The sequence below is a fragment of the Allorhizobium sp. GW101-3B10 genome, from assembly GCF_059424725.1.
In genome coordinates this window covers 3,228,573-3,255,201 of sequence record NZ_JBWKZR010000001.1, presented here as the reverse complement: position 1 = coordinate 3,255,201, position 26,629 = coordinate 3,228,573, and the positions used below count along the sequence as shown (strand labels likewise).

Annotated in this window: 25 protein-coding genes and 1 pseudogene; 15 read left to right on the top strand and 11 right to left on the bottom strand. The window is 64.6% G+C overall.

The annotated features are described in order from the left end of the window. The first annotated feature begins 79 nt into the window (after window positions 1-79). On the top strand, window positions 80-1,441 hold the full coding sequence (locus tag AC07Y0_RS16225) for a condensation domain-containing protein (protein ID WP_498678767.1): 1,362 nt from the start codon (window positions 80-82) through the stop codon (window positions 1,439-1,441). Between the two features lie 85 nt (window positions 1,442-1,526). Here AC07Y0_RS16225 and AC07Y0_RS16220 read toward each other — a convergent pair whose 3' ends face one another. The 3 genes from AC07Y0_RS16220 to AC07Y0_RS16210 all read right to left on the bottom strand — a co-directional run bounded on the left by AC07Y0_RS16220 (window position 1,527) and on the right by AC07Y0_RS16210 (window position 5,678). Continuing rightward, window positions 1,527-4,472: a condensation domain-containing protein gene (locus AC07Y0_RS16220; RefSeq protein WP_498678766.1), complete on the bottom strand. Its 2,946-nt coding sequence runs from the start codon at window positions 4,470-4,472 to the stop codon at window positions 1,527-1,529. Window positions 4,473-4,567: 95 nt separating this feature from the next. After that, window positions 4,568-4,825, bottom strand: a complete 258-nt coding sequence (locus AC07Y0_RS16215) for a phosphopantetheine-binding protein (protein ID WP_498678765.1) — start codon at window positions 4,823-4,825, stop codon at window positions 4,568-4,570. Window positions 4,826-4,841: 16 nt separating this feature from the next. Next, complete coding sequence (locus AC07Y0_RS16210) at window positions 4,842-5,678, bottom strand: siderophore-interacting protein (protein WP_498678764.1); 837 nt, start codon at window positions 5,676-5,678, stop codon at window positions 4,842-4,844. A gap of 636 nt (window positions 5,679-6,314) precedes the next feature. Here AC07Y0_RS16210 and AC07Y0_RS16205 point away from each other — a divergent pair. Then, a complete protein-coding gene (locus AC07Y0_RS16205; RefSeq protein WP_498678763.1) occupies window positions 6,315-8,384 on the top strand; it encodes a TonB-dependent receptor in 2,070 nt (689 codons plus the stop codon). 78 nt (window positions 8,385-8,462) lie between these two features. Here the strand turns inward: AC07Y0_RS16205 and AC07Y0_RS16200 are convergent, their stop codons facing one another. Genes AC07Y0_RS16200 through AC07Y0_RS16185 form a run of 4 tightly spaced genes read right to left on the bottom strand, consistent with a single transcriptional unit; the run spans window position 8,463 to window position 12,282 of the window. Further along, a complete protein-coding gene (locus AC07Y0_RS16200; RefSeq protein ID WP_498678762.1) occupies window positions 8,463-9,410 on the bottom strand; it encodes an ABC transporter substrate-binding protein in 948 nt (315 codons plus the stop codon). Window positions 9,411-9,422: 12 nt separating this feature from the next. Then, window positions 9,423-10,487: a FecCD family ABC transporter permease gene (locus tag AC07Y0_RS16195; RefSeq protein WP_498678761.1), complete on the bottom strand. Its 1,065-nt coding sequence runs from the start codon at window positions 10,485-10,487 to the stop codon at window positions 9,423-9,425. Further along, window positions 10,484-11,497, bottom strand: a complete 1,014-nt coding sequence (locus AC07Y0_RS16190) for a FecCD family ABC transporter permease (RefSeq protein WP_498678760.1) — start codon at window positions 11,495-11,497, stop codon at window positions 10,484-10,486. The genes AC07Y0_RS16195 and AC07Y0_RS16190 overlap by 4 nt, the downstream gene beginning before the upstream one ends. After that, window positions 11,494-12,282 (bottom strand): ABC transporter ATP-binding protein, encoded by a 789-nt coding sequence (locus AC07Y0_RS16185; protein WP_498678759.1) that lies wholly within the window; start codon window positions 12,280-12,282, stop codon window positions 11,494-11,496. Before AC07Y0_RS16185 ends, AC07Y0_RS16190 begins: the two co-directional genes overlap by 4 nt. 122 nt (window positions 12,283-12,404) lie before the next feature. On the opposite strand from AC07Y0_RS16185, the gene AC07Y0_RS16180 reads away from it, so the two are divergent. After that, a complete protein-coding gene (locus AC07Y0_RS16180) occupies window positions 12,405-13,709 on the top strand; it encodes an NtaA/DmoA family FMN-dependent monooxygenase (protein ID WP_498678758.1) in 1,305 nt (434 codons plus the stop codon). A 129-nt stretch (window positions 13,710-13,838) separates the two neighbouring features. Here AC07Y0_RS16180 and AC07Y0_RS16175 read toward each other — a convergent pair whose 3' ends face one another. Then, window positions 13,839-14,594 (bottom strand): DeoR/GlpR family DNA-binding transcription regulator, encoded by a 756-nt coding sequence (locus AC07Y0_RS16175; protein WP_498678757.1) that lies wholly within the window; start codon window positions 14,592-14,594, stop codon window positions 13,839-13,841. A gap of 234 nt (window positions 14,595-14,828) precedes the next feature. On the opposite strand from AC07Y0_RS16175, the gene AC07Y0_RS16170 reads away from it, so the two are divergent. The 5 genes and pseudogenes from AC07Y0_RS16170 to AC07Y0_RS16150 all read left to right on the top strand — a co-directional run. Then, window positions 14,829-15,131: a glycine betaine ABC transporter substrate-binding protein gene (locus AC07Y0_RS16170; RefSeq protein WP_498678756.1), complete on the top strand. Its 303-nt coding sequence runs from the start codon at window positions 14,829-14,831 to the stop codon at window positions 15,129-15,131. After that, window positions 15,128-16,030, top strand: a complete 903-nt coding sequence (locus tag AC07Y0_RS16165) for a phosphotransferase (protein WP_498678755.1) — start codon at window positions 15,128-15,130, stop codon at window positions 16,028-16,030. The genes AC07Y0_RS16170 and AC07Y0_RS16165 overlap by 4 nt, the downstream gene beginning before the upstream one ends. Beyond that, window positions 16,027-18,468: a GcvT family protein gene (locus AC07Y0_RS16160; RefSeq protein WP_498678754.1), complete on the top strand. Its 2,442-nt coding sequence runs from the start codon at window positions 16,027-16,029 to the stop codon at window positions 18,466-18,468. Before AC07Y0_RS16165 ends, AC07Y0_RS16160 begins: the two co-directional genes overlap by 4 nt. 32 nt (window positions 18,469-18,500) lie before the next feature. Continuing rightward, window positions 18,501-18,605 (top strand): FAD-dependent oxidoreductase, encoded by a 105-nt coding sequence (locus AC07Y0_RS16155; RefSeq protein ID WP_498678753.1) that lies wholly within the window; start codon window positions 18,501-18,503, stop codon window positions 18,603-18,605. Between the two features lie 33 nt (window positions 18,606-18,638). Beyond that, window positions 18,639-18,827 (top strand): annotated as a pseudogene (locus AC07Y0_RS16150) (hypothetical protein); the annotation flags it as partial. Between the two features lie 10 nt (window positions 18,828-18,837). Here AC07Y0_RS16150 and AC07Y0_RS16145 read toward each other — a convergent pair. Continuing rightward, entirely contained in the window at window positions 18,838-19,755 is a 918-nt protein-coding gene (locus AC07Y0_RS16145; protein WP_498678752.1) for a helix-turn-helix domain-containing protein, read from the bottom strand. Between the two features lie 203 nt (window positions 19,756-19,958). Between AC07Y0_RS16145 and AC07Y0_RS16140 the strand changes: the two genes are divergently transcribed. From AC07Y0_RS16140 to AC07Y0_RS16115, 6 genes are read left to right on the top strand one after another with little or no spacing between them, the layout of a single operon-like run. Next, on the top strand, window positions 19,959-21,107 hold the full coding sequence (locus AC07Y0_RS16140) for an amine dehydrogenase large subunit (RefSeq protein WP_498678751.1): 1,149 nt from the start codon (window positions 19,959-19,961) through the stop codon (window positions 21,105-21,107). After that, entirely contained in the window at window positions 21,104-21,637 is a 534-nt protein-coding gene (locus tag AC07Y0_RS16135; protein WP_498678750.1) for a MauE/DoxX family redox-associated membrane protein, read from the top strand. Before AC07Y0_RS16140 ends, AC07Y0_RS16135 begins: the two co-directional genes overlap by 4 nt. A 47-nt stretch (window positions 21,638-21,684) precedes the next feature. Next, window positions 21,685-22,284: a redoxin domain-containing protein gene (locus tag AC07Y0_RS16130; RefSeq protein ID WP_498678749.1), complete on the top strand. Its 600-nt coding sequence runs from the start codon at window positions 21,685-21,687 to the stop codon at window positions 22,282-22,284. A 26-nt stretch (window positions 22,285-22,310) separates the two neighbouring features. After that, window positions 22,311-22,844, top strand: coding sequence for a methylamine dehydrogenase light chain (locus AC07Y0_RS16125; protein ID WP_498678748.1), 534 nt, complete (start codon window positions 22,311-22,313; stop codon window positions 22,842-22,844). Next, complete coding sequence (locus AC07Y0_RS16120) at window positions 22,837-23,289, top strand: c-type cytochrome (RefSeq protein WP_498678747.1); 453 nt, start codon at window positions 22,837-22,839, stop codon at window positions 23,287-23,289. The genes AC07Y0_RS16125 and AC07Y0_RS16120 overlap by 8 nt, the downstream gene beginning before the upstream one ends. 1 nt (window position 23,290) lies before the next feature. After that, a complete protein-coding gene (locus AC07Y0_RS16115) occupies window positions 23,291-23,743 on the top strand; it encodes a c-type cytochrome (RefSeq protein WP_498678746.1) in 453 nt (150 codons plus the stop codon). A gap of 113 nt (window positions 23,744-23,856) precedes the next feature. On the opposite strand, the gene AC07Y0_RS16110 is transcribed toward AC07Y0_RS16115, so the two are convergent. Together AC07Y0_RS16110 and AC07Y0_RS16105 are read right to left on the bottom strand one after the other, a co-directional pair. Then, window positions 23,857-24,858: a flavin-nucleotide-binding protein gene (locus tag AC07Y0_RS16110; protein WP_498678745.1), complete on the bottom strand. Its 1,002-nt coding sequence runs from the start codon at window positions 24,856-24,858 to the stop codon at window positions 23,857-23,859. Window positions 24,859-24,909: 51 nt separating this feature from the next. Continuing rightward, window positions 24,910-25,521 carry a glutathione S-transferase family protein gene (locus tag AC07Y0_RS16105; RefSeq protein ID WP_498678744.1) on the bottom strand — a complete coding sequence of 204 codons (612 nt, stop codon included), beginning with the start codon at window positions 25,519-25,521 and terminating at the stop codon, window positions 24,910-24,912. Window positions 25,522-25,643: 122 nt separating this feature from the next. On the opposite strand from AC07Y0_RS16105, the gene AC07Y0_RS16100 reads away from it, so the two are divergent. Continuing rightward, complete coding sequence (locus AC07Y0_RS16100) at window positions 25,644-26,540, top strand: LysR family transcriptional regulator (protein WP_498678743.1); 897 nt, start codon at window positions 25,644-25,646, stop codon at window positions 26,538-26,540. Window positions 26,541-26,629: the final 89 nt, after the last annotated feature.

The window sequence follows — 26,629 nt, the reverse complement described above, 5'->3', positions numbered from 1 at the left end:
TCGCGTCGGACATCGAAGCGCCCGAAAATTGCCGTCTCGCACCCGCTCGCGCCGACCACAGATGATGAGGAGAATTTCCGTGTCGCATATCGAATCCACCGGCGGCTGGATGCCGCTGACCCTGCCGCAGCTCGATTTCTGGGAGGAGTTCTCCTTCCACCCGGACGAGCCGGTCTCGACGGTCGCCCATTGCGTCGAGCTCAAGGGCAATGTCGACGAGGACGCGTTGATCCGGGCGATATCCCGCACCGCCGCCGAGGCCGAGGTCTTGTCGGTGCGCTTTCGCGCGGGCCGAGACGGCGAAGACCCGATACAGATCTTCGATCCGGAGTGCCAGCCGATCCTCGAGACGGTGGATCTGCGCGACCATGCCGATCCGATGGCCGAGGCTCAGCGGCGCATGGAGGCCGATATCGAGGCGCGGCTGGACCTCAGGACCGACAGGCTGTCGGCCCAGTTGCTGTTCCGTCTCGCTGAAGATCGCTATCTCTGGTACGTCCGTGCCCATCACATCATCATTGACGGTTATGGGCTTGCTCTGATCGAACAGCGCTGCGGGCATCTCTATCGCCATTTTCGCGATGGAACGGATGCCGGGCATCCCTTCCATTCGTTTGCCCTTTTCCTCGCCGAGGAGGAGGCTTACCGCACGAGCCGCCGTTTCGCCGCCGACCGGGACTTCTGGGCCGCCTATCTCGACGGGCCGATCGACCTTCCGGTCTTGCACAAGGGAGTGGAGGATTATTGCGGCGGCGGCTTGCACGGCGCGGCGAAGCTGTCGTCCGATCTGCCGGCCTCTCTCCTTGATGTGTCCAAGGCGCTCGGCATCGGCTGGCCGGATCTGCTCGTTCTCCTGTCCGGTCTCTATCTCTACCACGACCAGCCACGCCAGAAGGCACCGGAGGGCGAGGTGCTGACCTTGTGGCTGCCGTTCATGAGCCGCTGGGGCAGTGTCGGCGCCCATATGCCGGGCATGCTGGTCAACATCCTCCCCTTCTTCCTGACGGTGGAAGCGGGCGAGACGATCGGGGCATTTCTCGTCCGCTCCACCGGAATACTGCGCAAGCAGCGGCGGCATGGGCGCTACAGGATCGAGCAGATCGCGGCCGACCGCGATATGCCGGAGGCGAGTCGCTTCTTCTTTTCTCCATTGATCAATGTCCTGCCGTTCAGTTCGCCGGAATTTGCTGATTTGCAGGTCTTCCGGCATATCCTCGCCAACGGACCGGGCGACGGCTTCAATCTGACCTTCCGCGGCGAAGACGATGGCGGGGGACTGACACTCCAGATCGATGCGGATTCCGCCATGACCGATCCACGTGATTTTGAACGGCGGAGGGTCGAGTTGCCGCTCTTTCTCGCCTGGGCGCTGTCGCCGGCGGGACGCGCTGCGTCCGCGGCGGAGCCGACGAAGGATCATCTTGCCGGCGTGACCGGCTGACATCGGCAGGCAGCCCCAAGGAAAGGCCGGCCTCGATTGATCGAGGTCGGCCTTTGTCGCCCCGGTCGTGTGATCCCGGCCGGTGTCAGCCGATCGCGAGCAGGCTCGAAACCGGTTCGTTCATGGCGCCGGGATGGGCGAACCGGGCGAACACGTCGCGGGTGGTGGTGCGGATCGCTTCGACCTGTTCGGGGCCATAGTGTTCGGTGCGGTAGCTCATCAGCACCCGGATCGAACGTTCGCCGGCGATCATTTCCTCCATCACCTCGAAATGCAGACCGAGCAGCGATTCATGCCGCTCCGGATCGACCTGGCGGAACTCGATGGCCCTGCCGTCTGCCGTCTGCAGCGTGCCGTTCAGCTTGTTCTTCGCATGGATCTGGATGAAGACCTCGAACAGGTGGTCGCGGCCGGGCGTCATGCCGAGCGCCTCCTCGATCAGGTCGATCGGGATTTCGGAATGCGGCAGGGACTCGTTGACGGTGTTCTTCACCGTCGCGATCAGCTCGCCCAAGGTGGTTGCCGGGCTGAAGCGGAGGCGATGAGCGACCACGGTGGTGAAGTACCCGACCGTGTCGAAATAGGCCGGATCGATACGGCCCGAGGCCGAGGTTCCGACCACGAGGTCGCAGACCCCGCCGAGCCTGTTGAGCGACGCGGCGATCGCCGCATAGGCAACGTTGAACAGCGAAGCACTGCTTTCCTTGGCTGTGGTGTAGAGCCCTTCGGTGACGGCGTGGTCCAGTTTGAACTCGACCCAACCGCCCGCAGCCGATGACTGTGATTCTGCGTCCGGCGCGGACCGCTCCTGCGCAGCGCCAAGCATGGGCAGGCCTTTGGGCGCGTCGCGCAGCATGTCCGTCCAATAGGCGAGATGGTCGGCATTGACCCCGGCGGCCGCCTGCTTTCGGGCGAATTCATGGAACGGCGCGGGCTCCGTCGTCCAGCGCGGAGCCTTGCCGGCGGCGCGGGCGCGATAGGCTTCCGCCAGTTCGTCCATCATCAGGTTCACCGACCATTCGTCGAGTACGATGTGGTGGAAGAGGAAGGAGAGCGTCTGTCGGCCGTTGGCCGGATCCTTCAGGAAACGCAGCCGGATCGGAAGTTCCTTTGCCAGGTCGAAGCGATGGCCGGCCTCGCTGTTGCGCGCGACGTCCGCGCTTTCGTCGCTGCTCCAGAACCATTTGTAGCCGGGCAGGTCATACATCGGCACGACCTGTTGCAGCACCGTATCGCCGTCAGCGTAAAACAGCGTCCGTAGGCCCGGATGGCGTTCGACGAGGTCGAGGAAGGCGCATTCGAAGACGCGCTCGTCGACTGGATCGAGGAAATCGAGCGCAAAGGGAATGTTGAAGATCTCGTTGAAGCCGAAGGCGGCATAGGCTTTCCACAGCGACATCTGCGCCAGTGACAGCGGTGCCGTCAGTGAGCCGGACGCACCGGCGACCTCCGGCAATCCGATCGCCTGTGCCTCGCTGCGTCGTGCATGGCGGGCAAGCGAGGCGGCCGTCGGATAGCTGAACAGGTCGTTGAAATGGACCTCGATGCCATGATTGCCGAGCAGCCGGCCGATGATCCGGGTCGCGATCAGCGAATGGCCACCGTGGTCGAAGAAGTCGTCCTGCGGACCCATCTCCGGCGATGCCAGGGCCTCGCGGAACGCGGCGAGGATCAGCGCTTCGATCCCGTTCGCCTCGTCTGACGGGGCGCTCTGCTCCACAGGCGTTCCGGCTGTCGATCGCAAAGGTGCCGTTCCGCGGGCAGGCAGGCTCTCGAGGATGGTGGGGTCGTCGAGGAAGGCGACGAAGCGGTCGATGAGCAAGGCGCCCGCATGGGCGGACACGGCTTGCCCCGTCGTCAGTTCCAGCAGCAGGTGGCCGTCGGCTGTCCGGCCGACGCCGAGGTTCAGGTCGGCGAGCGGCTCGAACGTCGGCAGGGGCAGGCGCTCGAGCCGCAAGTCCCCTGCATCGAAGAAATCGTTGGGATCGGCAAGCCAGGTGACAGTGACCTCAGGCAGTCCGGATATCGCCGAGGCTCCGCCGCTGGCGATCTGGGCAAGGATCGCTGCCGTCGTCTCCGTCACCGGGCGCCCGACTGCAACGGCCAGGCTGGCGCGATCACGCGCGGAGTAGCCAAGTCCCGGTTCGCCAAGGGTCGATCCGGGTTGGCGCGGCACGGCAATATTGATGGTTTCATGCCCGCCCAGCAGGGCGACAAAGAGGGCAAAGCGCGCCGCGACCGACGCCAGAAGGGCGGCCGGAGGGGGCAGTTCCGTGACATCGCTGCCGAGTAGGCCGGTGGGCGCCACGGTGCGGTGACGCGTGGCTGTCGCGCCTGAGGCGTCGGGAAAGGCAGTGCCGGAAACGGCCGGAAAGAGGAATTGTGCGCCTTGGTCGCCACGGTGCAGCCAGGCGATCGGTGCCATCCCGCCCGAAGCGCTCTGCACCGCAATCGCCGGTGTCGGAACCCGAGGGATCGGCAGGCCTTGATAGGCGGCGGCAAGGCCGCGTAGAACCGATTCGGCCGGGCAGCTCTCGTCGAGCAAGCGGTGCAGGAGCATGACCAGCAGCGCTTCCGTCTCGCATAGGATCAGCAGAAGCTTGAACGGGGCCTCCGCTTCGGGGTCGAAAGGTGCGGCCTGATGGCTAAGCGCCAGACGGGTCGCGTCGATCAGTGTGTTCGCCCGCAGGATCTCGATGGCGCCAAAGGTATTACCGTCTTCCTGTCGGCGGAGCTCCCCCTGCTCGTCGAAGCGATAGCGGCTGTTGAGAGCGGGCCAGCGGGTTGCCAGCGTGCGAGCGGCCGCGACCAATCTGGCGATGTCCGGCGTGCCGGTAAGGCTGTAGGCGAGCAGGTGGCGGTGAATGCCTTCAGGCTTCTGCATCTGCGCGAGCCAGGCGCGCTCCTCGTATTGCGAGGGCGCTGCGGCGCCCGGCGACATGCGGCTGATGTCGGCATGCGCCTTTTCCAGCCCTCCGTCGAAACTCTCCATGTCCACATGCACCTGGCGGCGGTCGGATTCTCCGGCCATGTCAGTCTCCTCTTTCATCGCTTGTCGGCCGGCTGCAGATCTCTCTGCGATCCGTGTTCCGACTAGATTGCATCCTGTGGTGTCCGTCCGCTGCGTCACGTGCCGCGCGGCATTGTCCGACCTGAGCGAGCGCGATCGATCAGCCCTTGCCACGCGGTGAGCGTCGGTTGTCGTGCGAGATCGGCGTAGTCGAGCGGCGTCCCCGCCAGCGCCGAAAGTGGGCCGATCAACTGCATGATCGCCAGCGAATGCAGGCCGATTTCGATCATGTTGCGATCGGGCTCATGTCCGTCGAGCGTGTCGTCGAGGACGCGGGCGACTTCCCTCCTGATCTGCTCGATCAGCGTGCACATGGTCGGTTCTCTCCGCTCATTCGTCGAAGTGATCGTGCACGCCGGTCTCGCCGCGTCGCCAATAGCCGGAGGCCCGGATCCATTTCGGATTGGCACCGCGCTCGGCGACGAGGATCGTCCGGAGTTCCTTGGCGATTTGCGATTCGCAGCCGATCCAGCTGAAGAAGTCACCCGGCGGAAGAGAGGTCTGGGAGAGGGCGTCCACGAGGGTACGGCTTTTCCCCGCAGGCTCGCCGTTCCGGTGAGCCCAGACGATCTTGGCTTCTGCCGTGGTCTCGATCCGGATCTGCTCCGTCGGTCCGTCCACTTCGATCAGGGCGATGGCCCGCGTGCCGGCCGGCAGCTCTTCCAGCCGGCGGGCAAGCGCCGGCAGGCCCGTCTCGTCGGCGATCAGCAGATGCCAGTCGAAGTCGAAGGGTATGACGAAGGATCCGCGCGGCCCGGCGATCCAGGCGAGGTCGCCGGGTCTTGCCGTCCTGGCCCAATTGCTGGCGGGGCCGTCGTGATGGATGGCGAAGTCGATTGCCAGTTCCCCCTTTGTCGCATCATAGCTGCGCGGGGTGTAGTCGCGGCCGAGGGGGCGGCGGCCTTCTTCCGGCATTTCAAGCCCGTTCGGTCCGACCGTCGGCAGGCAGGGCTCGGCTTCGCCCGGCGCCGCGAAGAAGATTTTCACATGGTCGTCGAAGCCAAGGCTTGTGAAACCGGCCAGTTCCGGGCCGGTCAGGATCACTCGCACCAGCGCAGGACCGATCGTTTCGACCCGGCTTACCGCGAGGCGGCGCAAGTGCACGGGGTGACGGTGTCTTTTCGGCATGCGATCGGCTGTCGGCGCGGTGAGAGGCGACGGTGTCATCAGGTCGGTCCTTTTGGGGATGTCGGTAGGTGGACGAAAGCGGATAACCGCAGGCTTACGCCCGAACGGAAGCGCCTGGTCCTCGATGTGCAAGCGAAGTTGTCTGCGTCGAATTTTCCCAAGTCATGGCGTTTATCCGGAGTTGCGAGACGTATCGATGAAAACCTTAGCAGGCAGTTTTGGCTGGCGCAACATAAGTAGTCTCAAATTATCAAGTTTATTGACGGCGAGCCGAAACCATGCAAACTGCGGAAACGACCGAAAAGGCTGTAATCGGAAATACAATCGAAGATTGCCGATCTCGGGAGCTCATCAGGCATCTGTCGCGACCGCGTGCTTGGGCGTGACCGGCTTGCGGCAGGGCATGCGCTGGGCGGGAATATCGAAAATAAGTTATATAAATCATAGCCAATGGTGAGTCGCGACGGACTTTCCCGCCGCGCCGGCTGTCGTGCGGATTCGCTGCTCTGGCGTGAGCCACCTTTGATGTGTGGCAGAACAGTTACAATCAACGCACAACCTATACGCATTGCTCTCTCGGCGATTGACATGGCCTTTTTATGTTGATTATTTCACTCAACTTTAAGGTCGCGAATTCGGATTTCGCGTCATGGTTTTTCAGCTAAGGGGCTCTCCATGTCATTACGATTGAACAAGACACTGATGCTGGGTGTCAGCGCGATCACGCTGTCACTGACGGCAAAGGCGGCCGTCGCCCAGGATGCGGAGGGCGTAACGCAACTCGGTGCGATCATTATCACCGGCGAGAAAGTCGCCCGCAGCCTGAGTGACACGGCCTCGTCGGTCACGGTGAAGGATGCGGAGGATCTTGAAGAGGAGTCGATCGGCAACAGCTCGGTCGCAGAGGCGATCACCGACGTTCCCAATGTCTTCTATACGGACAATGTCGGTGCGCCGATCATCCGCGGGCAGGACGCGCAGGGTCCCAATACGGGCTCCGGGGCCTTCTTCGCCGGCACGGTGCCGCGTGCGACCGTCAATCTCGACGGCCACTATCTGAACTATTTCGAATCCATCTATGGTTCCACCTCGATCTGGGATCTCGAGTCCATCGAAGTGTTCCGCGGCCCGCAGACCACGTCTCAAGGGGCGAATGCGATCGCCGGTTCGATCATCGTCAACACCAAGGATCCGAGCTTCACCCCGGAAGCATCCTATCAGGCCGAGATCGGAAGTTACGACACCAAACGGGCCTCGCTCGCGGTCTCGGGACCCATCATCGCAGACGAACTCGCGGCACGCCTCGCGATCGACTATTCGGGCCGGGACACCTTCATCGACTATGTCAATTCCGGTTTCCTGCAGGGCGACACGGACCAGCGCTTCCGCGCCTTCAATGCGCGCGGCAAGCTTCTTTGGGAGCCGAGCGAGATTCCCGGGCTCTCGACGATGCTCACATATTCCCATAGCTCCGGAAATCGCCCCACCCAGGAAGCCGCCCAGGCCCCGTTCGACGATCTCGAAAGCCTGACGACGACGATGCCGAGCTGGGACCAGCACACCAACACCCTGATCCTCGACATCAACTATGATTTCGAAAACGGCGTGAAACTGTTCAACCAGACGCAGTATTCGAAGTCAGAAGTCGAACGCGTGGCCGAACCGGCGACCAATGGCAACGCGGAAGTCGAGCAGGCCAATATTTCCCACGAGACGCGGGTGACCTTCGGCGACGAGGACGACGTGCTTTCCGGTATGGCCGGCGTCTTCTACTCGCACACGGTATCGGACGAATACCTCAACTTCAGCGGCATCACGACCTTTGACGACACCAAGGACAATCTCGGTGTCTTCAGCGAACTGAGCTACAAGCTGACCGACCAGTGGACGCTGACAGGCGGCCTGCGTTACCAGCGCGACCGCATCCAGCGCTACGGCACCTATACCGGTATCGGCGAGCTGGACTATGACGAGACCTTCGATGCGCTTCTGCCGAAGTTGACGCTTGCCTATGACGTCACGCCCGACTGGACCGTCGGCGGTCTGGTCAGCCGCGGCTATAATCCCGGCGGTGCATCCTTCCGGCGCAGCCCCAATGCCTGGTTGACCTTCGAGGAAGAAACCAGCTGGAACTATGAGCTTTTCACCCGTGCCGAGCTCATGGAGGACAAGCTCTTCGTGACGGCCAACCTGTTCTACATGGATATCAAGAATGCACAGCGGCCCTTCGGCGAAGTCCTGGCAAGCGGTGTCACCCAGTATTACACGGTCAATGCCGAAAAGGCGCATGCCTATGGGATGGAAGCCGCTTTCGAGTATCGGGCCCTGGACAATCTGACCCTCAAGGGTGCGGCAGGCGCCCTGCGCACGGAGATCGACGAGATGTCCTATGACTCCGGCTCGCTGGAAGGCAATGACTTCCAGAAGTCGCCGGGCTACATGCTGAGCTTCGGTGCAAGTTGGGACGTCACCGAGAAGTTCAATCTCTCGGCTGAGGTCCGCCATACGGACGGATACTATTCGGACGACGCCAATTCCTCGGTCTATGCGATCGACCCTTACACGCTGGCCGACGCCCGGGCGAGCTACAAGTTCCGGGAGGAACTGGAGGTCTACGGCTTCGTCAAGAACATCTTCGACGAGCGGGTCCCGACCTACATGCAGTATAACCGCGGCACCGGCGGCATCGAGGCGAGCATCACGACGCCGCGCATGTTCGGTGTCGGCGTGAAGGGGACCTTCTGAGGTTTCTGCCATAGTCCGGAACGAAGGCTGCGGACCGGTCGGTCCGCAGCCTCTTCCTTGTTCAACCTCGTCGGCGCGTCAGCGTTTCGTTTGGGCCTCGAACGCGTCGAGCGTGTGCTCGGCACTTGCCACGGTCGGCGTCGCCACCGCGCCGGAATCGAGAAAGAGCACCCGGCCGTCGCGGACAGGCTTCAGGAAGCGGTCCCAACCCGGCAGCAGCTTGTCGAGACGGGCGCGGGTCGCCGCTTCCGAGCGATCCTTGCCGGCATAGCTGTTCATGATGACGAGAATGTCGGGGTCGAGCCGGCCGAAGCTCTCGGCATTGAGGGGCAAGGAGAAGGTCGAGCCGAGGCCCGCTCCGGGCGAAAGTCCGTCGAGGGGGAGGCGTCTGTAGCCGATGTCCTCGATGGCCTGGATAGCGCCCGACATGTCGCCAACCAGGTTGATCTGGTCGTGCACGATCAGCGCCAGATAGGTGGCGCCCTCCTTTGGCGCGGCAGTCTTGCGCAAGGTCGCGACCCGGCCGAGATAGGCTTGTCTGCGTTCCGCGAAGGCCTGCTCGGCGCCCACCACTTCGGCAAGCTCGGCCTCGACGCTGAAGCCGCGGGCCTTGCCGGTGCTGACCTTCTGAAGATAGACGGGGGCGAGCGCGGCGAGTTGCTCGACCTTGTCGATATCCCGTTCCGTGCCGATGATAAGGTCGGGGTCGAGCGCACGCAGCCTTTCCAGATCGATCTGCCCCACGGCGCCAATGCCCTTCGGCTTTTCGCGGCCCTCGCCGAGCACCGTGTCGATGAAATCGACGGCTGTCAGCGTCCGGCCGCGCTCGTCCCGGCCATAGCTGCCGACGGGCGACAGGCCGAGATCCATGAGGGGCAGGCCGAGCAGCGGTTCGTGCATCACGACGATCCGGTCGATCGTTTCCGGGATGGTGATCTTGCGCCCCGCATCGTCGGTCAGGACGCGCGCGCCGGCAAGACTGGTGCCGGCCGCGAGCAGGGCCGAGAAGAGGATCGTCAAACGCATGGTGTTTCCCTTTCAGTGTGACTGCATCTTGCGGAGCGCCTGCAGGCGGAGCGCGATGATGAAAAGGGGCACGCCGACCAGCGTCAGCGCCAGCCCGATCGGCATGGGGATGTCCGCGCCGATACCGCGGGTGAGGGCGTCTGCGGCAACAACCAGTATTCCGCCCATGGCCGCGGAGAGGAACAGGCGGGCGCGCCCGACCGCGGGTGAAACATAGCCGGCGAGATGCGGCGCGAGCACGCCGAGGAAGGTCAGGGGACCGACGGCGGTCACGGCAGCCGAACTCAGCACGACGGCAAAGCCGAGGATGAGCGGACGCGAGCGTCCGACGGGTTCGCCGAGCGCCATCGCCATTTCATTGCCCAGGTCATAGACGGAAAGCGCTCGGCCCATGAAGAAGATGCCGACCGGCGTGAGCAGGAAGAGCGGCGCGAAGGCAAGGATGCCGGGCCAGTCTGCATGGAAGAGCGATCCGGCCAGCCAGTCGGACAGGGCGTAGGAAGTTTCCGCCGGCGTGTAGAGCAGCAGGACCGAACTCAATGCGGAGAGCACCGTTTCGATCGCTATGCCCATCAGCAGGATCGCCAGCCCGCTCGATCGTTCGCTGCCGACGAGGCCGATGAGCAGAGTGGCGACCGCGAGGCCGCCGCCGATGGCGGAAAGCGCCACCAGGGCCTTGGGCGCGGCCGGAAACAGGACGAGAAGCACCATGATCGTGGTGATTGAGCCCTGGCTCAACCCGAACAGGCCGGGATCGGCAAGCGGATTGCGGGCGATGGATTGCAGCATGGCGCCGGCAAGCGCGACGCTCCAGCCGGCCATGAAGCCAAGAACGATGCGCGGCAACCGGACGCTCCACAGCGCATAGGCCTGGTCGTCGGCGAGCGGGTTGCCGGCCAGTGCGCCAAGAAGGTCGAGCATGCCGGCATCCGCGGTGCCGAGCCCCGTCGACAGGGCCGCGAGCAGAGCCGTGAAAAGGACGAGGCCAAGCCCGGCCCGGAGATTGCCCTCGCGCATCTGCAGGCCGCCGGAGAAGCGCAGGATCCGTCTGCCGTCGGTCGCCCGGTCGCGTCTCATGAAGGGCTCCTGCTCGAGGATGACAGATAGAAGCGCTTGACGATCCCCACGAAGACCAGTCCGCCGAACAGATCCATCAGGAGGCCGGTGTGCAGCGCATAGGGCTGAAAAGCCTCGCGGGCAGCGAGATCGGCCATCAGGCAGAGGCCGGCGCCGATCAGCGCCGAGGTGGGCAGGAGCACCGCGAAGCCGTTGCCGACGAGGGGCCGCAGCATATGCGGCACGACCAGTCCGACGAAGCCGATCGGGCCGCAAATCGCCACCGCCGATCCGCTGGCCAGCATGGCGGCGCCAAGCGCCAGCCGGGAGACCCATGTCACATGGACCCCGGCGGAGGCCGCCTTCTCGGTGCCGAGCAGGATCAGCGTCAGCGGCCGTGCAAGGACGAGGAGGACAAGCAGTGCCAGAGCGCCGATCCACCAGAAGGCGAAGAGACGCTCGGCATAGACGTGATTGATATTGCCGCTGACCCAACCAAGAAAATCGCCGCGGCGGGCCGGGTCGGAGAGAAGGAAGGCGTTGGTCAGCCCGAGGAACAGCATCGACACCAGCGCTCCGGACAATATCAGCGCGAGTCCGCGCGGGTCGCTGGTGCGGCCGGCGATGCGGGCGACGAAAACGCAGGCGAGGAAACCGGCAAAGGCACCGGCCAGCGCGGCGACGCCCTGGGCCTCCATGCCAAGGTCGAAGAGATAGGCACCGGCCACGACGAAGAGGGTCGAGCCGGCATTGACGCCGAGCGTCGAGGGCGAGGCCAGGGGATTGCGGGTCAGGCCCTGCAGGACCACTCCAGCCACGGCGGTCATCGCGCCGACATAGATCGCGATCAGCGCTCGCGGCAGGCGCTGGAAGAGGATGACCGACTGTTCATACGTTTCCGCCTGCGCATGAAGCAGCGCATGGACCGCTTCCTCCAGCGGTATTGCGGCTGCGCCGATCGTCAGATTGGCCAGCAGGGCGGCCAGCAGCACCAAGGGTGCGCCGGCAAGAGAAAGCTGGCGCCGGTTCATGCCGTAACGGTCCCTGTGGTCCTCATCCGCGGCAGGCAGATCAGCCTGCCGTCGCGGGTGAAGACCTCCGCCTCGAGATCGAAGACGCGTGCGACGGTGGACGCGGTGACGGTGGTCGCCACCGGTCCGGCGGCAACCACCTTGCCGGCCCGCAGCATGACGACATTGTCGGCGAAGGTGGCTGTCAGGTTGAGGTCGTGCAGCACGATGACGATCGTCTTGCCATGGCGCACCGACAGGTCGCGGACCAGGCCAAGCACGGCATACTGGTACTTCATGTCGAGATGGTTGACCGGCTCGTCCATCAGGATCACGTCGGTGTCCTGGGCCAGCACCATGGCGATCCAGGCGCGCTGGCGCTGGCCGCCGGACAGTGCGTTGACCTGGCAGCCGGCCCGGTCGGCTAGGCCGACGATCTCCAGGGCCTGGCGAAACAGCATGCGGTCACGCTCCGACGGACCGCCGGCGAGCGTGTATCGGGAATGGCCGGCAAGTTCGATGAGTTCACCGAGCGTCATGTAGTCCGGGCATTGGGATTCCTGCGGCAGATAAGCGATCCTGCGGGCCAGCGCGCGCCGGCCGATGGCTCGAACCGGTTCCCGCTCAAGCCGGATTTCCCCTGACGAAACGGGCACAAACCCCATGATCGCCTTCAGCAGCGTCGACTTGCCGCAGCCGTTTGGGCCCACCAGCGCGGTGACACGCCCCTTGGCAAACGCGGCCGACAAACCCTGCAAGACAGGCACTTCGCCATAGCTCGCGGCGATGTCACTGGCTTCGAGCACGAAAATGCAACTCCTGTTCGATCCTCTTGCGGTGACAGTAAACTATAGTAAAAAACTCCACAATTCGAAACTGGCACCTCCGCAGCGGTGTGCCGCAGATTTCCGAAAGGTGGATTTTCAACATGGGTATTTCCAGAAGGCTTCATATCGGCATGTCTCTGGCTCCCACATGGCTCAGCGGCGAGGGGTGGCGCCGGCCGGACAGCGATGTGGAACATCTCTTTTCCAGCGGGTTCTATCTCGACATCGCCAGGCGCGCCGAAGCGGCCCATCTCGATTTCGTCTTTCGGCCGGATACGCTTTTCCTGACTCGGGACGTCCTGGACAAGGGGCCGGGCTTTTCTAGCTTGGATCCGACGGTCCTCCTCGCCTCGATCGCGCGCGAGACGTCGCACATCGGCCTGTTGTCGACCGTCTCGACCACGTTTCTGCCGCCCTACGTGGTGGCCCGGCAGATCCAGACGCTGAACTGGCTCAGCAATGGCCGCGCCGGATGGAACATCGTCACGGCCCTGGAAGGGCACGAAAACTTCGGGCTCCAGGCCATGCCGACAGCCGAGGAGCGCTATGCGCGGGCGGCGGAATTCACCGCTGTTGTGCGGGAACTCTGGCAGAGCTATCCGCATGACGCTCTGGAAATGGACAAGGCGTCGGGCCGCTTCGCCGATCCTGCGCTCGTCCAGCCGATCGATCATGCCGGCCGGCATCTGAATGTCAAAGGACCGCTCAACATCCCGGCCTTCGGCAAGGGACGGATCCCGCTGGTGCAGGCCGGAGCCTCGCCGACAGGGCGCGATTTCGCCGCCTCGGTCGCCGACGCAGTCTTCGCCTCGACCCCAGACAAAGCCATGGCAATCGATCTCCGGCTCGACCTTCAGCGTCGCGCCGAAGGACACGGACGCCGGGCGGATGCAGTCAAGCTGATCCCCGGCCTCAGCCTCTATCTTGCCGACAGTCGAGCCGAGGCCAAGGAACTCTTTGCCGAAACCCATGCGCGTGCCGACAGGTCGCGCCGCCTGGCGGCGATTGGCGAGATGACCGGGCTCGAGCTTTCCGGCTGGCCCGAGGAGCGGCGCGTGACGGCAGGCGACCTGCCGGCGGCGCCCGAAAATCCGCGCAGCCGCACCCATGCCGAACTGCTGCGCCGGCTGATCGCGCGGGACGAGCCGACTGTCGGCGAACTCCTGCTGCGCCCAGAAGTGATCGGTTCGGCCCATTGGCAGGTGATCGGCACGGTCGACGATGCCTTCGCGGCGATCCGTGACTGGAGCGAAAGCGGTGCGATCGACGGCTTCATCGCAGTGCCGGGCGGCTCGGTCGCCTCGATGCGATTGATGTTTGACGGGCTGATGCCGCGCCTTGTCGATGCAGGCATGTTCCGCGAAGCCTATCGCGGAACGACCTTCGCCGAGCACTTGGCAGATTGATCCAGGAACCGGGTGTCATCGCGGAACGCACGTCCTGCGATGACGGCAGACAGATCCGCTTCAGGGGGAAGCGTCCTGATTGCAGAGGCGACGCCACCGGACCGGCCCGCCGACGGACGCCGCTGCGGTTCAGGCGAGCAGGAGGTCGGTGCCGGCGGCGTCCAGGGCTTCGGCAATGTCGCCCGGGGGCGGCTTGTCGGTTGCGATTTCGGTGACGGCGGCAAAGCCGCTGACAAGCACCAGGCCGTCGCGGCCGAACTTCGAGGAATCGGTCACGACGATGGCCCGCTTGCCCCGGCTCAGTACCATGCGGGCGAATTCGGCTTCCTCGAGATCGAAGTCCATGACGCCGCGGGTGTTGACGGCGCCGGCCGAAATTATCGCATGGGTCACGGAAAAACGGCTGGCGAATTCGATCGCCGTCGTTCCGAATGCCGCGCCATTATCGCTGCGCAGCTCGCCGCCGGCCATGTAGACCCTGTTGTCGTTGACGGTCGCGAGCGTCCGGGCGATGTCGGAGGAATTGGTCACGACGGTCAGCCGGCGGCGCGCCAGAAGCTCGCGGGCGAGAAAACTCGTCGTCGTGCCTGTGTCCATCATGAGGGAATCGCCGTCGCGGATCGTCGCGGCCACGACCGCGGCAATCGCTTTCTTGGCATTGCTGTTTTCCCGCATCCGTTTCTCGAAAGGGGCTTCTCCCGCCACAGACGGAAGACTGACCGCACCATGCATCTTGATGACAGAGCCGTTCCCGGCCAGCGGCTTCAGGTCGCGGCGTACGGTCTCGAGCGAGACGCCGAGCTTGCTTGCCAGTTCGGCGACGGTGATTGTCCCGTCCCGCTGGAGCAACCGGAAGATGTCGCGGTGTCGTCTCGATGGTGTCATGGTCCAGCCCCTCCATATGGCAAAGCTGATAGCGGAGGCGGTCGCATCCGGCAATCGCGGCATATTCGGTCATAAAAGCACAAAATACCACAAAGCAACATTGACATATGCCGGTGACTGACATGAGATTGCCGTGCGCACCGCCGTCACTAGATACGAAAAGTACAGGGAACGACGACCGGGTGCCCAGCCGGTTCCAATCATGTTTCAACCGGCTCTACTGGGAGAACTCGCATGCTCGATCCAACTCGCCTGCCGAGAATCGCCGCCATATGCCTCATGCTCGCGGGCGCCGGCCTGGCCGTGCCGGCAATCGCACAGGAATCCACAGATCCCATCAAGCTGCCCTTGCACGACTGGACCGGCCAGCTGATTACCACGCAGCTGATGGGCGAAGTGCTGAAGAAGGCCGGATATTCGGTGGAATATGTCCAGGCCGCCTACCTCACCCGGTTCGCCGGTCTCGAATCCGGTGATCGGCACGGCGCCATGGAAATCTGGGAGACGATCGACCGCGAGGCGCTGGACGCTGCATGACGCGCATGGACGCCAAGACAGAGGATCGTATTCACCGGCTGCCCTGCTGGAACGGCTCGATCTCGATCGAGCCGCTGCATGGCGGCTTGAGCAACGAAAGCTTCCTGGTCGCGGATGCCGCCGGTCGCCACGTGGTTCGCCTCGGCATCGACTATCCGTTTCACCATGTCTTTCGTGAACGCGAAGCGATGACGGCGCAGGCGGCCCATGCGGCGGGCTTCGCCCCGCGGGTCGAATTCGTGGCACCCGGCATCATGGTCACGCAGTTCCTGACGGCAAAGACATTGTCCGGCGAGGGTGTCGCCTCCCGACGCCGGGAGATCGCACGGCTGCTCAGGCGCTTCCACAGCGAGATGCCGCGCCACGTCTCCGGCCCGGGCTTCATGTTCTGGGCCTTCCACGTCATCCGCGACTATGCGCGCACGCTGGCGGCCGGCGGTAGCCGCATGACGGCGGAACTGCCCCGCTACCTGGCGCTGGCGCAGGAACTGGAGGCAGCGCAGATCCCGCTGCCGATCGTCTTCGGCCACAATGACCTTCTGCCGTCCAACATCCTCGACGACGGCGACCGTCTCTGGCTGATCGACTTCGAATATGCGGGTTTTTCCACCGCGATGTTCGATCTCGCCGGCGCCACCTCCAATGCGGGGCTGACGCCGGAGCAATCGGAAGAATTCCTCGAGAGCTATCTCAATGGCCCGCCATCGCCCGGCATGCGCCGCTCCATGGCCGCCATGCAGTGCGCCTCGCTGCTGCGTGAGGCCATGTGGAGCATGGTCTCCGAACTCTATCTCGATGCGCCCGGGGCCGACTATGTCGGATACACGGCGGACAATCTGAAGCGCCTTGAAGAAGCGCTCGATCACTATCACACGATCTATGGGAAACACGCATCATGACCCTGCCCACCCACGCCCAAATCGTTGTCATCGGCGGTGGCATCATCGGCTGCTCCACCGCCTATCATCTGGCTCGCGACCACAAGGCAGACGTGATCCTGCTGGAGCAGGGAGGCCTGACATCCGGCTCGACCTGGCATGCGGCGGGGCTGGTTGGCCAGTTGCGCTCGTCCGCCTCGATCACCCGCGTGCTCAAATATTCGGTCGACCTCTACAAGGGGCTGGAAGCGGAGACCGGGCTTGCCACCGGCTGGAAGATGACGGGGTGCCTGAGACTTGCGACCAACCAGGACCGCTGGACCGAATTCAAGCGGCTGGCCACCACCGCCGGCAGCTTCGGCATGGACATGCATCTCGTCTCGCCGGAAGAGGTGAAACGCATGTGGCCGCTGATGAATGTCGACGATCTGGTCGGCGCCAGCTGGCTGCCGACCGACGGCCAGGCGAGCCCCTCGGATATCACCCAGTCGCTCGCCCGCGGCGCCCGCATGCACGGGGCGAAGATCGTCGAGAATGTCCGCGTCACCGGCTTCGAGATGAAGGACGGGCGCATCCTCAAGGTGAAGACCACGCTCGGCGATATCGCCTGCGAAAAGGTGGTCAACTGCGCCGGCCAGTGGGCGCGGCAGGTGGGCGACATGGCCGGCATCAACGTGCCGTTGCAGCCGGTCAAGCATCAGTACATCATCACCGAGAAGATCGACGGCCTGTCGACCGACGCCCCGACGATCCGCGACCCGGACCGGCGGACCTATTTCAAGGAGGAGGTCGGTGGCCTGGTGATGGGCGGCTACGAGCCCAATCCTCAGCCCTGGACGACGGGTGACGTGCCGAACGAATGGGCGTTCCGGCTGTTCGACGACGATTTCGACCATTTCGAACAGCACATGATGCAGGCGATCGAGCGCATACCGGCGCTGGAAAAGGCCGGCGTCAAGCAGATGATCAACGGGCCGGAGAGCTTTACCCCCGACGGCAACTTCATCCTCGGCGTGGCGCCGGAATGCAAGAACATGTTCGTCGGCGCCGGCTTCAACGCCTTCGGCATCGCGTCGGGCGGTGGCGCCGGCTGGGTGCTGGCGCAATGGGTCGTCGACGGCGAGGCGCCGCTCGATCTCTGGGTGGTCGACATCCGCCGCTTCGCCGGCATGCACCGCGACCGTCAGTGGGTGCTGGACCGCACGCTGGAAGCCTATGGCAAGCACTACACGATCGGCTTCCCGCATGAGGAGTATGAAAGCGGCCGGCCGCGCCTCGTCTCGCCGCTCTATGAGCGGCTGAAGAGCCGTGGTGCCGTGTTCGGCTCGAAGCTGGGCTGGGAGCGTCCCAACTGGTTCGCCCCGGCCGGCACCGAGGCGAAGGACGTCTATTCGATGGGTCGCCAGAACTGGTTCGGCCCGGTCGGCGAGGAGCACGCCCATGTCCGTGAGGCCGTCGGCGTCTTCGACCAGTCCTCCTTCTCGAAATACGAGCTTTCCGGTCCCGATGCCCTCAAGGCCCTCGACTGGATCTGCGCCAACGATGTATCGAAGCCCGTCGGCCGGCTGACCTACACCCAGCTTCTCAACACCCGCGGCGGCATCGAGGCGGATCTGACCGTGGCGCGCATCGCCGAGGACCGATTCTACATTGTCACCGGCACCGGCTTCCGCACCCATGATTTCGGCTGGATCGTCGACCACATTCCCGCCGGCCTCGATTGCAGCTTTGTCGACATCACCGAGGACTGGGGCACGCTGTCGCTGATGGGCCCCAAGGCCCGTGCGGTGCTGGCCGCCGTCACCACCGGCGACGTGTCGAACGAGGCCTTCCCCTTCGGCCATGTGCGGGAGATCGAAATTGCCGGCACGACGGTGCGGGCGCTGCGCGTCACCTATGTCGGCGAACTCGGCTGGGAATTGCACATTCCGATCGCCGCTCTCGGCGAAGTCTTCGATGCGCTGATGGAAGCGGGCAAGGCGCATGACATCCGTCCGATCGGCTACCGCGCGCTGGAATCGCTGCGGCTGGAGAAGGGCTACCGCGCCTGGGGTTCCGACATCACGCCCAACGACACGCCCTTCGAGGCGGGCCTCGGCTGGGCGGTGAAGCTGCGCAAGAACACCGATTTCCTCGGCCGCCGCACGCTCGAAACGCTCCAGGGACAGGCGCTGACGAAGCGTCTGATGGGCTTCACCGTCGACGATCCCGAGATCGTCCTGGTCGGCCGCGAGACCATCCTGCGGAATGGAGAACCCGTCGGTTACCTGACCAGCGGCGGCTTCGGCTACACGCTCGGCCAGAACATCGGCTACGGCTATGTCCGCAATCCCGCCGGCGTGACGGACGACTATCTGAAAAGCGGAACCTACGAACTGGTCGTGGCGGCCGAAAAGACGCCGGCGATCCTTCACTTCGGACCGATGTTCGACCCGGCCATGGACAAGATCAAGGCCTGAGGACTTGAAGATGACATTCCGCGCGGATCGCCGTGCATATTCTGATCATCGGCGGCGGGGCCATCGGCACCTCCGTCGCCTACCATCTTGCCAGTGACGGGGCAAAGGACGCGCTGCTGGTGGAGAAGGTCTGCTGACCCTGGTTGCACCTGGCATGCCGCGGGTCTGGTCGGGCGATGTGCGATCTCCTGTGGACGCTGTGGGGCCTCATCCAGCTCGCCAACGGCAATCCGGCCGACGATTTCCGCGCCTATGCGGACGGACGGTTCGCGCGATGCCGCGCGCTGATGCGGACCGCGGCATTCGTCAAAGCAGTCGAGGCTGTCGCTTCGGGACCTGGCATCCGGGGAGCGACATAACGCAATTCGGTCAGTTGCGAACCCGCATGGTCTGCGACGGCGTTTCTCCGAACAGGGCGTGATAGCGGGTCGAGAAGCGGCCCCAGTGGAAAAAACCCCAGTCGAGGGCGATGTCCGATACGCGGCGGGGTGCGCCGCGTGCGGCGATCAGATCGCGTCGGGCATGGTTGAGCCTGCGGATCAGCAGCACGTCGTCCAGGCGGTAGCCGATGACGGTCTGGCAGGCGGCGCGCAATGTGCGGCTTGACTGCCTCAGCTGCCGGGCGAGGTCGGTGACGGTGATCGCCTCGCGCGCATTCTCCTCGAGCCATTGCTCCATTTCGCGGTAGATCGCGAATTCCGACGGCTCCTTGTCCGTGGACGGCTCTTCTTCCGGCGTGCAGCTCTCCTGCAGCAGGCCCAACCGGTCGCGGATCATGTCGGGAAGCAGGCTGCGCAACTGCTTCGGCAGGCCCGCGGGGTCGCTCATATGGACTTCCAGCAGCGAGTTCAGCCATTGATAGAGGCTTTCCGCCTGGACGGCGGCCGGGCCTTGCAGAATGCCGGTCTTGATCGGCGCGTCGACCGGCAGGTCATCGAGCTTCACCACCGCCAGCAGGTAGTCGCTCATCGGCGCGCTCACGGAGAGTCTTTCGCGCCAGTGGTGGCCGAAGCCGATCGTGTTACCGCCGAAGAATCGCCCGTCGATGCGAACGCCCCCGGACTCGGCCGACTGGGCAAAGAAGATCAGGCTGTCGTCGGGTGCTGAATAATGCTGCTCGACGGCGGCGTTCATGCGCTCGCGGATGATGGTCAATCCGGGAAACTGCAGCATCGCCACTCTGCCCTGAAACGGCCCCGGCGACAGCTGTCGATATTCCTGGCTCCAGCCGGGAAGCGATTTTTCCTGTTCCGATACGTCTTCGAACGCGGTCTCGCTGAACATCATCGTCGATTTTCCAGATAGGCGCGCGCTGGCGGCATGCCGCCTTCGCAGCGCAGCATAGTAAAACCGCGGAAGGCGCGTTGCAATCAAAAAAGGCAAATACGGGGAAGCTCAAAAATTAGGCATATGCCAATGCGCGGGTGGATAGATCGGGCTCGACGGAGTCGCTAGGACTGTTGCGACGGCAATCGAATGGAGACTAAACGATGCGGTTTCTGAGAACATGTCTGGCCGCTGCGGTCAGTACCCTCGCCATGGGCCAGGCTTTCGCCGAAGAGGAATTCGTTCCCGAGAAGATCACCGTCGAGGCGCGGATCAAGCCCGGCCCGAACGTCTTTACCGTCGACCAGAGCTGGACCGGCGCGAGCCGGATCAACGTCGTCGGCGCCGGCGAACTGGACCGCAAGGGCAATCTGAGCGTCGGCCTGGTGACGCAGTTCGTCCTGACCAAGGACAAGAAGACCGCCTACACCGCCTCGGCCTATGCCAAGCGCATCACCTATGGCCCGACCGAAGCCGTGTTGCAGGAGTTCGACGTCGATACCATGTCGGTGAAGCGCGAGATCATCGTGTCGCCGAAGATGGCGCAGGTCGCACCGCAGAAGAGCCTGCTGGCGCTCTCGGCCGACGAAAAATACGCCTTCGTCCAGAACGCCACCCCGGCGACCTCGGTGAGCGTCGTCGACCTGGCCGCAGGCAAGGAGATCGCCGAAGTGCCGACGCCGGGCTGCTGGTCGATCCATCCGGCGCTTTCCGGCCTCCAGTTCTCGACGCTCTGCGGCGACGGCACGCTGCAGACCTTCACGGTTGGCGCCGACGGAAAGTTCGCGGCGCCCCTGAAGAGCGAGAAGATTTTCGATGCCGACACCGACCCGCTCTATGTCGTCGGCGAACGCGCCGGCGACAAGCTGATCTTCGTCTCCTTCAACGGCAATATCTACACCATCGCCGACAAGGACGGTACGGCCGAGCTCGTCGACAAGTTCTCCATCACCGAGGGCGTCGAGGGGGCCTGGGCGCCGGGCGGCGTCGAGGTCATCGCCTACAACGAACCGAACGACGTGCTGTTCGTCACCATGCATCCGGACGCCAAGGAAGGCAGCCACAAGGATGCCGCGACCGAGATCTGGCCGGTCGACATGAAGGCCAAGAAGGTGCTCTACCGCTCGGCGGTCGAGGGCGTGAAGTCGATCGCCGTCACCCAGGGCAAGACCCCGACGCTCTTTGCGCTCAACGACGACGAGGGCATCCTCACCCGCTATGCCGTCGATCCGGAGGCGAAGTTCGCCGCCAAGCTGAGCGGCAAGCTGGAGGACATGGGTTCCTTCGCGCCACTCGTCTACGCGGGTGAATGATGGACGGCTGGTTCACCTCCATGGCGGCAGCGGCGGCGACGACCTTCACGGTTCTCGTCCTCCTGCGCGCGGCCTGGCACAAGGTCGCCGATCTCGGCACCTTCACCGGCTACGTGGCTGACTACCGGCTTCTGCCGGAGGCCCTCGTCGAGCCGGCGGCAAGGGGGCTCGCTGCCGTCGAGTTCCTGGCTGTGGTCCTGCTGGTCTACCCGGCGACGGTGCGGGCCGGAGCGCTGCTCGCGGTCGCCCTGTTGGGCCTCTACTGGGTCGCCATCGCGGTCAACATCTCCCGGGGGCGCACGCGGATTGAATGCGGTTGCGGCGGTCCGGCGCAGCGCCTGTCGCCTGTGCTGCTGGCACGCAATGCCCTGCTGGCGGCCATCGCGATCCTGCCGGCGGTCTTCGCCGCCAACCCACTCGGCTTTGCCGAGGCCGCGGTTGCGGTCACCGCCGGCCTGCTGACCTGGTTCGTCCACAACGTGATCGAGCAATTGCTGGCCAATGACGGCCATATGCGCCTCTCGCTCTAAGGATCTGGCGCAGAGGCCAGAAAAATAGCAGAAAGCCGAGTATACCCATGAATGCACTCATCTTCGCCGTCGTCGTCCTGTTCGTCCTGGTGCTCGTGCTGATAGGCGTGGTCTTCGCGCTCGCCCGCCAGATCGGCATTCTGTTCGAACGCATCTCGCCGGTCGGCGCGCTGGTCAACGAGTCCGGCCCCAAGATCGGCGAGGCGACGCCGAACTTCACGCTCGCCAGCCTCAACGGCGGAGCGATCTATATCGGCCCGCGCGGCCAGCGCAGCACGCTGGTGTTCTTCCTGTCGACCACCTGCCCGATCTGCAAGAAGATGCTGCCGGTGCTGCAATCAATGCGCGCGAGCGAGGGCAAGTGGCTGGACGTCGTTCTGGCCAGCGACGGCGACATGGACAAGCACAAGGCCTTCATCAGGAAGGCCGGGCTCGAGGACTTCCCCTATGCCTTGTCGCCCGAGCTGGGCATCACCTACCGCGTCTCGCGCCTGCCGTTCGCCGTGCTGATCGACGGCGAGGGCATCGTTCGCGCCAAGGGACTGATCAACAGCCGGGAGCAGCTCGAAAGCCTGTTCAATGCCGCGGAGATGGGCGTCAGCTCGATCCAGAACTTCCTCAACGCGCCGGTTGCGGCACATTCCTGATCTTCTAGCCCCACTGGAGAGAACCGATGATCAACCTCATTGATGGCCTGCTTCGCATGATCGACAAGGTTGCCGAACAAGGCACCCGTCAGGCTGCCCGTCAATATGGCCGCCGCAGCCTGCTGGCCAAGACCGGCGCCGCCCTGATCGGCGGGGCGCTGCTGCCGATCCTCCCCTTCGACCGCACCTCCGGCAGCGCTTTCGCCGCGGAAGGCGAAGACGAGACGGCCTGCGAATACTGGCGCTATTGCGCGCTCGACGGCAATCTCTGCAACACGTCCGGCGGCACCACCACGTCCTGCCCGCCCGGTTCGTCGGCCTCAAAGGTCTCGTGGGTCGGCACCTGCCTCAACCCCAATGACGGCAAGGACTACCTCGTGTCCTACAACGACTGCTGCGGCAAGGCGCAGGTCACCGGCGCGACCTTCTGCTTCACCTCGGAGCGCGAGCGCCCCGGCTATCGCATGGGCCTCTACAACGACATCAACTGGTGCATGGCCAATGACGACAAGGGCTATCACTGCACGGTCGCCGTTCTAGTCGGGCTTGCCGATGAATAGACTGCATGGCTGGGCGGCCACCATGGCCGCTCTTCTCCTGATCGCCTCGCCGTCCGTCTCGCATGCCGGCGCGGCGGGCGAGGCGACCTTCGCATCGGTCTGCGCCGCCTGTCACGGCGACAAGGGCGTCGGCACCGAAGGTCTGGCTCCTCCGCTCGTCGACCCCGCCCTCTGGCAGGCGCTCGGCGACAAGGCGCCGCGCTACATCGCCGGCGTCATGGCCGGCGGCATGAGCGGCAAGATCACGGCGAACGGCATTGACTATGTCGGCCTGGTGATGCCGCCCCAGGCCGAGTTGGGGGCCGACGATCTGGTGGCCGTGGCCGCCTATGTGCTCAAGGAGCTGAACGGGCTGCCCGCCGGCCCCGACAAAGCTGACGTCGAGGCGGCGCTTGCCGCGCCGCCGAGCCACAAGGAACTGCGTGCACTGCGCAAGGGGGAATGAAATGCGCCGCCCGATGTTCTGGAAAAGCCTGATCCTCGCCTGCTGCCTCTCGGCATCGGTCGTTCCCGCGGTGGCCGACGGCCATTCCGCCAAGTTCAACTATCTCCTGCGCTGTTCCGGTTGCCACGACCGGGACGGCACGGGCCTGCCGCGCGCCGGCATTCCGGCGCTGCCCGGCTATATCGACGCCTTTGCCGGGGACGATGAGGGGCGGACCTACATCACACACGTGCCGGGCGTCGTGGCGACCGGCCTGAACGATGCCGAGATCGCCGCGGTCCTCAACTACGTCATCGACGAATGGGGTGACCCGTCGCGCATCGAACCGTTCACCGAAGCCGAGGTGACGCGGCGCAAGGCCATCCCCGTGAGCGACGTGGTCGCCTATCGGCGCCAGATCGTGCAGCGGCTGAAGACTGGCGGCGTGGCCATCGCCGACTATCCCTGGCCCTGAGCATGTGGCAGCCGCGCATGGTCGGCCAGCCAATTTCTCGTTGGGCGTGCAACCGCGCGGAACCGCTCGCTGGAACCGTCGATAGCCCGCTCGACCTCATGCTGCCGCCGCCTCTACGCCTTGGAAGCCCCGCGAAGCCTGCGTTCGGCCTCGGGCCAGCTGCCGGTCGCCAGGCTGCTCGGGGAAAAACCGCCCTGGGCGAACGTCCAGCGGAGCGGCAGCGCATCCGGGCGCCAGACGATCTTTTCCGGCATCACCTTCCAAAGCCGCTCCGCCCCTTCGAAGGCCGCAATCTCCGGCGAATCGAGAATGACCTCGACCTTACCCGTCACCTGCAGCATCCCGCCCGTCTCGTGATCGACGAACAGCAGCCCGGCCCGCGGATTGACCATGAAATTGCCGAGCGTGTTGAAGAACCGGTTGCCGTCGAAGTCCGGCACGGTGAGGCTCCCGTCGGGTGCGATGCGGACGAAACCCGGCTTGCCGCCGCGATGCGAGACGTCGACCTGCCGCCCGGCATCGTCGCGATCCGCATAGGAGGCGACGAAGAAGGTATCGGCGGCCGCGATGATCCGGCGGGCGCCGTCGTCCAGCCGATCCGACAGGACCGCGGTCGCCGGGGACGGAGCCGCGGGATCGCGGACCCAGCTGACGTGGCGGTTCTGGATGTAGCGCGGGCAGTTGCCGAAGCTCTGGCCGACACTGACGGCGAAGCGATCGTCCGAACTCCGGCTGATCGTGCCGTTCAGCCGGTTGCGCCGGCGGGTGACGAGATCGACGCCGACGAGGCCGACCGCATCGCCGTCCTCCATGCCGCGTTCGGCTGGATCCGCCGGCTCGCGCCGGGCCTCGACGGCGAGCGTCAGGGGATCGGGCGACTGGAGGAAGCCCGGCGCGCCTGCGCGGATCGTCGCCCAGGGCGCGCCCTCCGGATCGATGGCGCCGATGACGATGAAGGGCAGCAGAGGATAGAACTCGCGGTGCTGGTCAAGCAGGAAGGGACGCAGCACCTTGCGGCCGATCGGTTCCATCTGCAGGGCAACGCCGACCGCGCGCTGCAGCTCCAGTTCGCCCTGATGCCAGGGCGAAGCCGGTCTTTCGATGTCATCAACCATGGTCGCCTCCTGTGGGAAAGGCGGCCGGGGAATCCCGGCCGCAGATTGCCCCTAGGCCGAAAGGCCGACGGGCGTCTTGGGGAAGCCGACGAAGCCAGGAAGAGCCTCGATCCGCGCCAGCCAGTGGCGCACCGCGCCATAGGACCCGAGGTCCACATTGCCTTCCGGCGCGTTGACGATATAGCTGTAGAGGGCGACATCGGCGATCGTCGGCCGGTCGCCGGCAATGAAGCGGTGGGCGGTCAGCTCCGCCTCGATCAGCGTGAGAATGCGGTGAGCGCGCGCAATGACTTCGTCCGCGCGGAAATTCGCCCCGAAGAGAGTGATCAGACGCGCCGCCGCCGGACCATAGGCGATCTCGCCGGCCGCCACCGACAGCCATTTCTGCACCTTCGCGACCGTCGCGAGATCGTCGCCCAGCCAGTCCTTGCGACCGAGCTTGGTGGCCACATAGACGAGGATGGCATTGGAATCGTTGACCACCACGCCCTCGTCTTCGAGAACCGGAACCTGGCCGAACGAGTTGAGCTTCAGGTAGTCCGGCGACTTGTGTTCGCCGTTCGGCAGGTCGACCTCGACGAGGTCAGCCTTCACGCCGAGCAGCGATAGAAAGAGCACGGCGCGGTGGGCATGGCCCGAGAGCGGATAGTGATAGAGTTTCATGACGGTTTCCTTGGCTGGGCGTTGCAGGCGCGGTTTCAAGACGTGCCAAGGACTAGCGGGTTCCAGTTTCCTGTAGTAGATAGCGGTTTCGGAAGTTATCCTCTCGATTATCGGAATGGACGATGGATCGGCTTGATGCCATGCGGGTTCTTCTGGCAGTTGTCGAAGGCGGCAGCCTGTCGGCCGCCTCGCGTGCCCTGCATTCGCCGCTGCCGACCGTCAGCCGCAAGATTTCCGAACTCGAAGCGCATCTCGGCGTTCGCCTCGTCACCCGCACCAGCCGCAGGATCCTGCTGACCGAGGCCGGCGAAGGCTATGTCGGCGCGGCCCGTGAGATCCTCGGCCGGGTCGAGGAGGCCGAGCGGCGGGCTGCCGGCGAATATCTGGCGCCGAAGGGTGACCTGACCATGACGGCCCCGATCGTCTTTGGTCGGCTGCATGTGTTGCCGGTGATTACCGAATTCCTCAAGTCCTTCCCGGACATCAACATGCGGCTGACGATGAGCGACAGGAATGTCAGCCTCGCCGACGAGCATATCGACGTGGCGCTGCGGATCAGCCCGCTGTCGGAAGGCAATCTGATCGCCAGCCGGGTCGGTTCGATCCGCCGCACCGTGTATGCGAGCCCCGACTACCTGGCGCGCCATCCGGCGCCGCTGCATCCGCGCGACCTTGCCACCCACGACTGCATCGCCTTCGAGGGCATCCTGTCGGCCCAGTCCTGGACCTTCGAGGAAGACAAGCAGGAATTCTCCGTGCCGGTGCGGCCGCGATTGTCCGTCAATACGGCTGAGGCGGCGGTGGATGCGGCCGTCGCGGGCCTCGGCATCACGCGGGTCATGTCCTATCAGGCCCGGCATGCGGTGGAGAGCGGCCTGCTCGTGCCCCTGCTCGAGGCCTTCGAACAGCCGGCCACCCCCGTTCACCTCGTATACCTGTCGCAGGGGCTGATCCCGCTGAAGCTCAGGGCCTTCCTCGATTTCGCCGCGCCGCGGCTGCGGGCCGCCCTGTTGCGGTGAGCGCCGAAATCCTGTTGGCGGTTGCGGCCGCAAGGCGACTTCTAAGGCCAAGGCGTAAAAAACTCCCGGCTGCGGGAACCATGCGCCTT

What these genes read in the sequence shown, in the direction of transcription:
- AC07Y0_RS16125 (WP_498678748.1), top strand. Translation starts at nt 22,311, where the DNA reads ATGATCAACCTCATTGATGGCCTGCTTCGCATGATCGACAAGGTTGCC.
- AC07Y0_RS16215 (WP_498678765.1), bottom strand. Translation starts at nt 4,825, where the DNA reads ATGTGCACGCTGATCGAGCAGATCAGGAGGGAAGTCGCCCGCGTCCTC.
- AC07Y0_RS16175 (WP_498678757.1), bottom strand. Translation starts at nt 14,594, where the DNA reads ATGACACCATCGAGACGACACCGCGACATCTTCCGGTTGCTCCAGCGG.
- AC07Y0_RS16190 (WP_498678760.1), bottom strand. Translation starts at nt 11,497, where the DNA reads ATGAACCGGCGCCAGCTTTCTCTTGCCGGCGCACCCTTGGTGCTGCTG.
- AC07Y0_RS16100 (WP_498678743.1), top strand. Translation starts at nt 25,644, where the DNA reads ATGGATCGGCTTGATGCCATGCGGGTTCTTCTGGCAGTTGTCGAAGGC.
- AC07Y0_RS16110 (WP_498678745.1), bottom strand. Translation starts at nt 24,858, where the DNA reads ATGGTTGATGACATCGAAAGACCGGCTTCGCCCTGGCATCAGGGCGAA.
- AC07Y0_RS16160 (WP_498678754.1), top strand. Translation starts at nt 16,027, where the DNA reads ATGACCCTGCCCACCCACGCCCAAATCGTTGTCATCGGCGGTGGCATC.
- AC07Y0_RS16180 (WP_498678758.1), top strand. Translation starts at nt 12,405, where the DNA reads ATGGGTATTTCCAGAAGGCTTCATATCGGCATGTCTCTGGCTCCCACA.
- AC07Y0_RS16220 (WP_498678766.1), bottom strand. Translation starts at nt 4,472, where the DNA reads ATGGCCGGAGAATCCGACCGCCGCCAGGTGCATGTGGACATGGAGAGT.
- AC07Y0_RS16200 (WP_498678762.1), bottom strand. Translation starts at nt 9,410, where the DNA reads ATGCGTTTGACGATCCTCTTCTCGGCCCTGCTCGCGGCCGGCACCAGT.
- AC07Y0_RS16115 (WP_498678746.1), top strand. Translation starts at nt 23,291, where the DNA reads ATGCGCCGCCCGATGTTCTGGAAAAGCCTGATCCTCGCCTGCTGCCTC.
- AC07Y0_RS16170 (WP_498678756.1), top strand. Translation starts at nt 14,829, where the DNA reads ATGCTCGATCCAACTCGCCTGCCGAGAATCGCCGCCATATGCCTCATG.
- AC07Y0_RS16130 (WP_498678749.1), top strand. Translation starts at nt 21,685, where the DNA reads ATGAATGCACTCATCTTCGCCGTCGTCGTCCTGTTCGTCCTGGTGCTC.
- AC07Y0_RS16205 (WP_498678763.1), top strand. Translation starts at nt 6,315, where the DNA reads ATGTCATTACGATTGAACAAGACACTGATGCTGGGTGTCAGCGCGATC.
- AC07Y0_RS16105 (WP_498678744.1), bottom strand. Translation starts at nt 25,521, where the DNA reads ATGAAACTCTATCACTATCCGCTCTCGGGCCATGCCCACCGCGCCGTG.
- AC07Y0_RS16145 (WP_498678752.1), bottom strand. Translation starts at nt 19,755, where the DNA reads ATGATGTTCAGCGAGACCGCGTTCGAAGACGTATCGGAACAGGAAAAA.
- AC07Y0_RS16210 (WP_498678764.1), bottom strand. Translation starts at nt 5,678, where the DNA reads ATGACACCGTCGCCTCTCACCGCGCCGACAGCCGATCGCATGCCGAAA.
- AC07Y0_RS16140 (WP_498678751.1), top strand. Translation starts at nt 19,959, where the DNA reads ATGCGGTTTCTGAGAACATGTCTGGCCGCTGCGGTCAGTACCCTCGCC.
- AC07Y0_RS16120 (WP_498678747.1), top strand. Translation starts at nt 22,837, where the DNA reads ATGAATAGACTGCATGGCTGGGCGGCCACCATGGCCGCTCTTCTCCTG.
- AC07Y0_RS16165 (WP_498678755.1), top strand. Translation starts at nt 15,128, where the DNA reads ATGACGCGCATGGACGCCAAGACAGAGGATCGTATTCACCGGCTGCCC.
- AC07Y0_RS16135 (WP_498678750.1), top strand. Translation starts at nt 21,104, where the DNA reads ATGATGGACGGCTGGTTCACCTCCATGGCGGCAGCGGCGGCGACGACC.
- AC07Y0_RS16195 (WP_498678761.1), bottom strand. Translation starts at nt 10,487, where the DNA reads ATGAGACGCGACCGGGCGACCGACGGCAGACGGATCCTGCGCTTCTCC.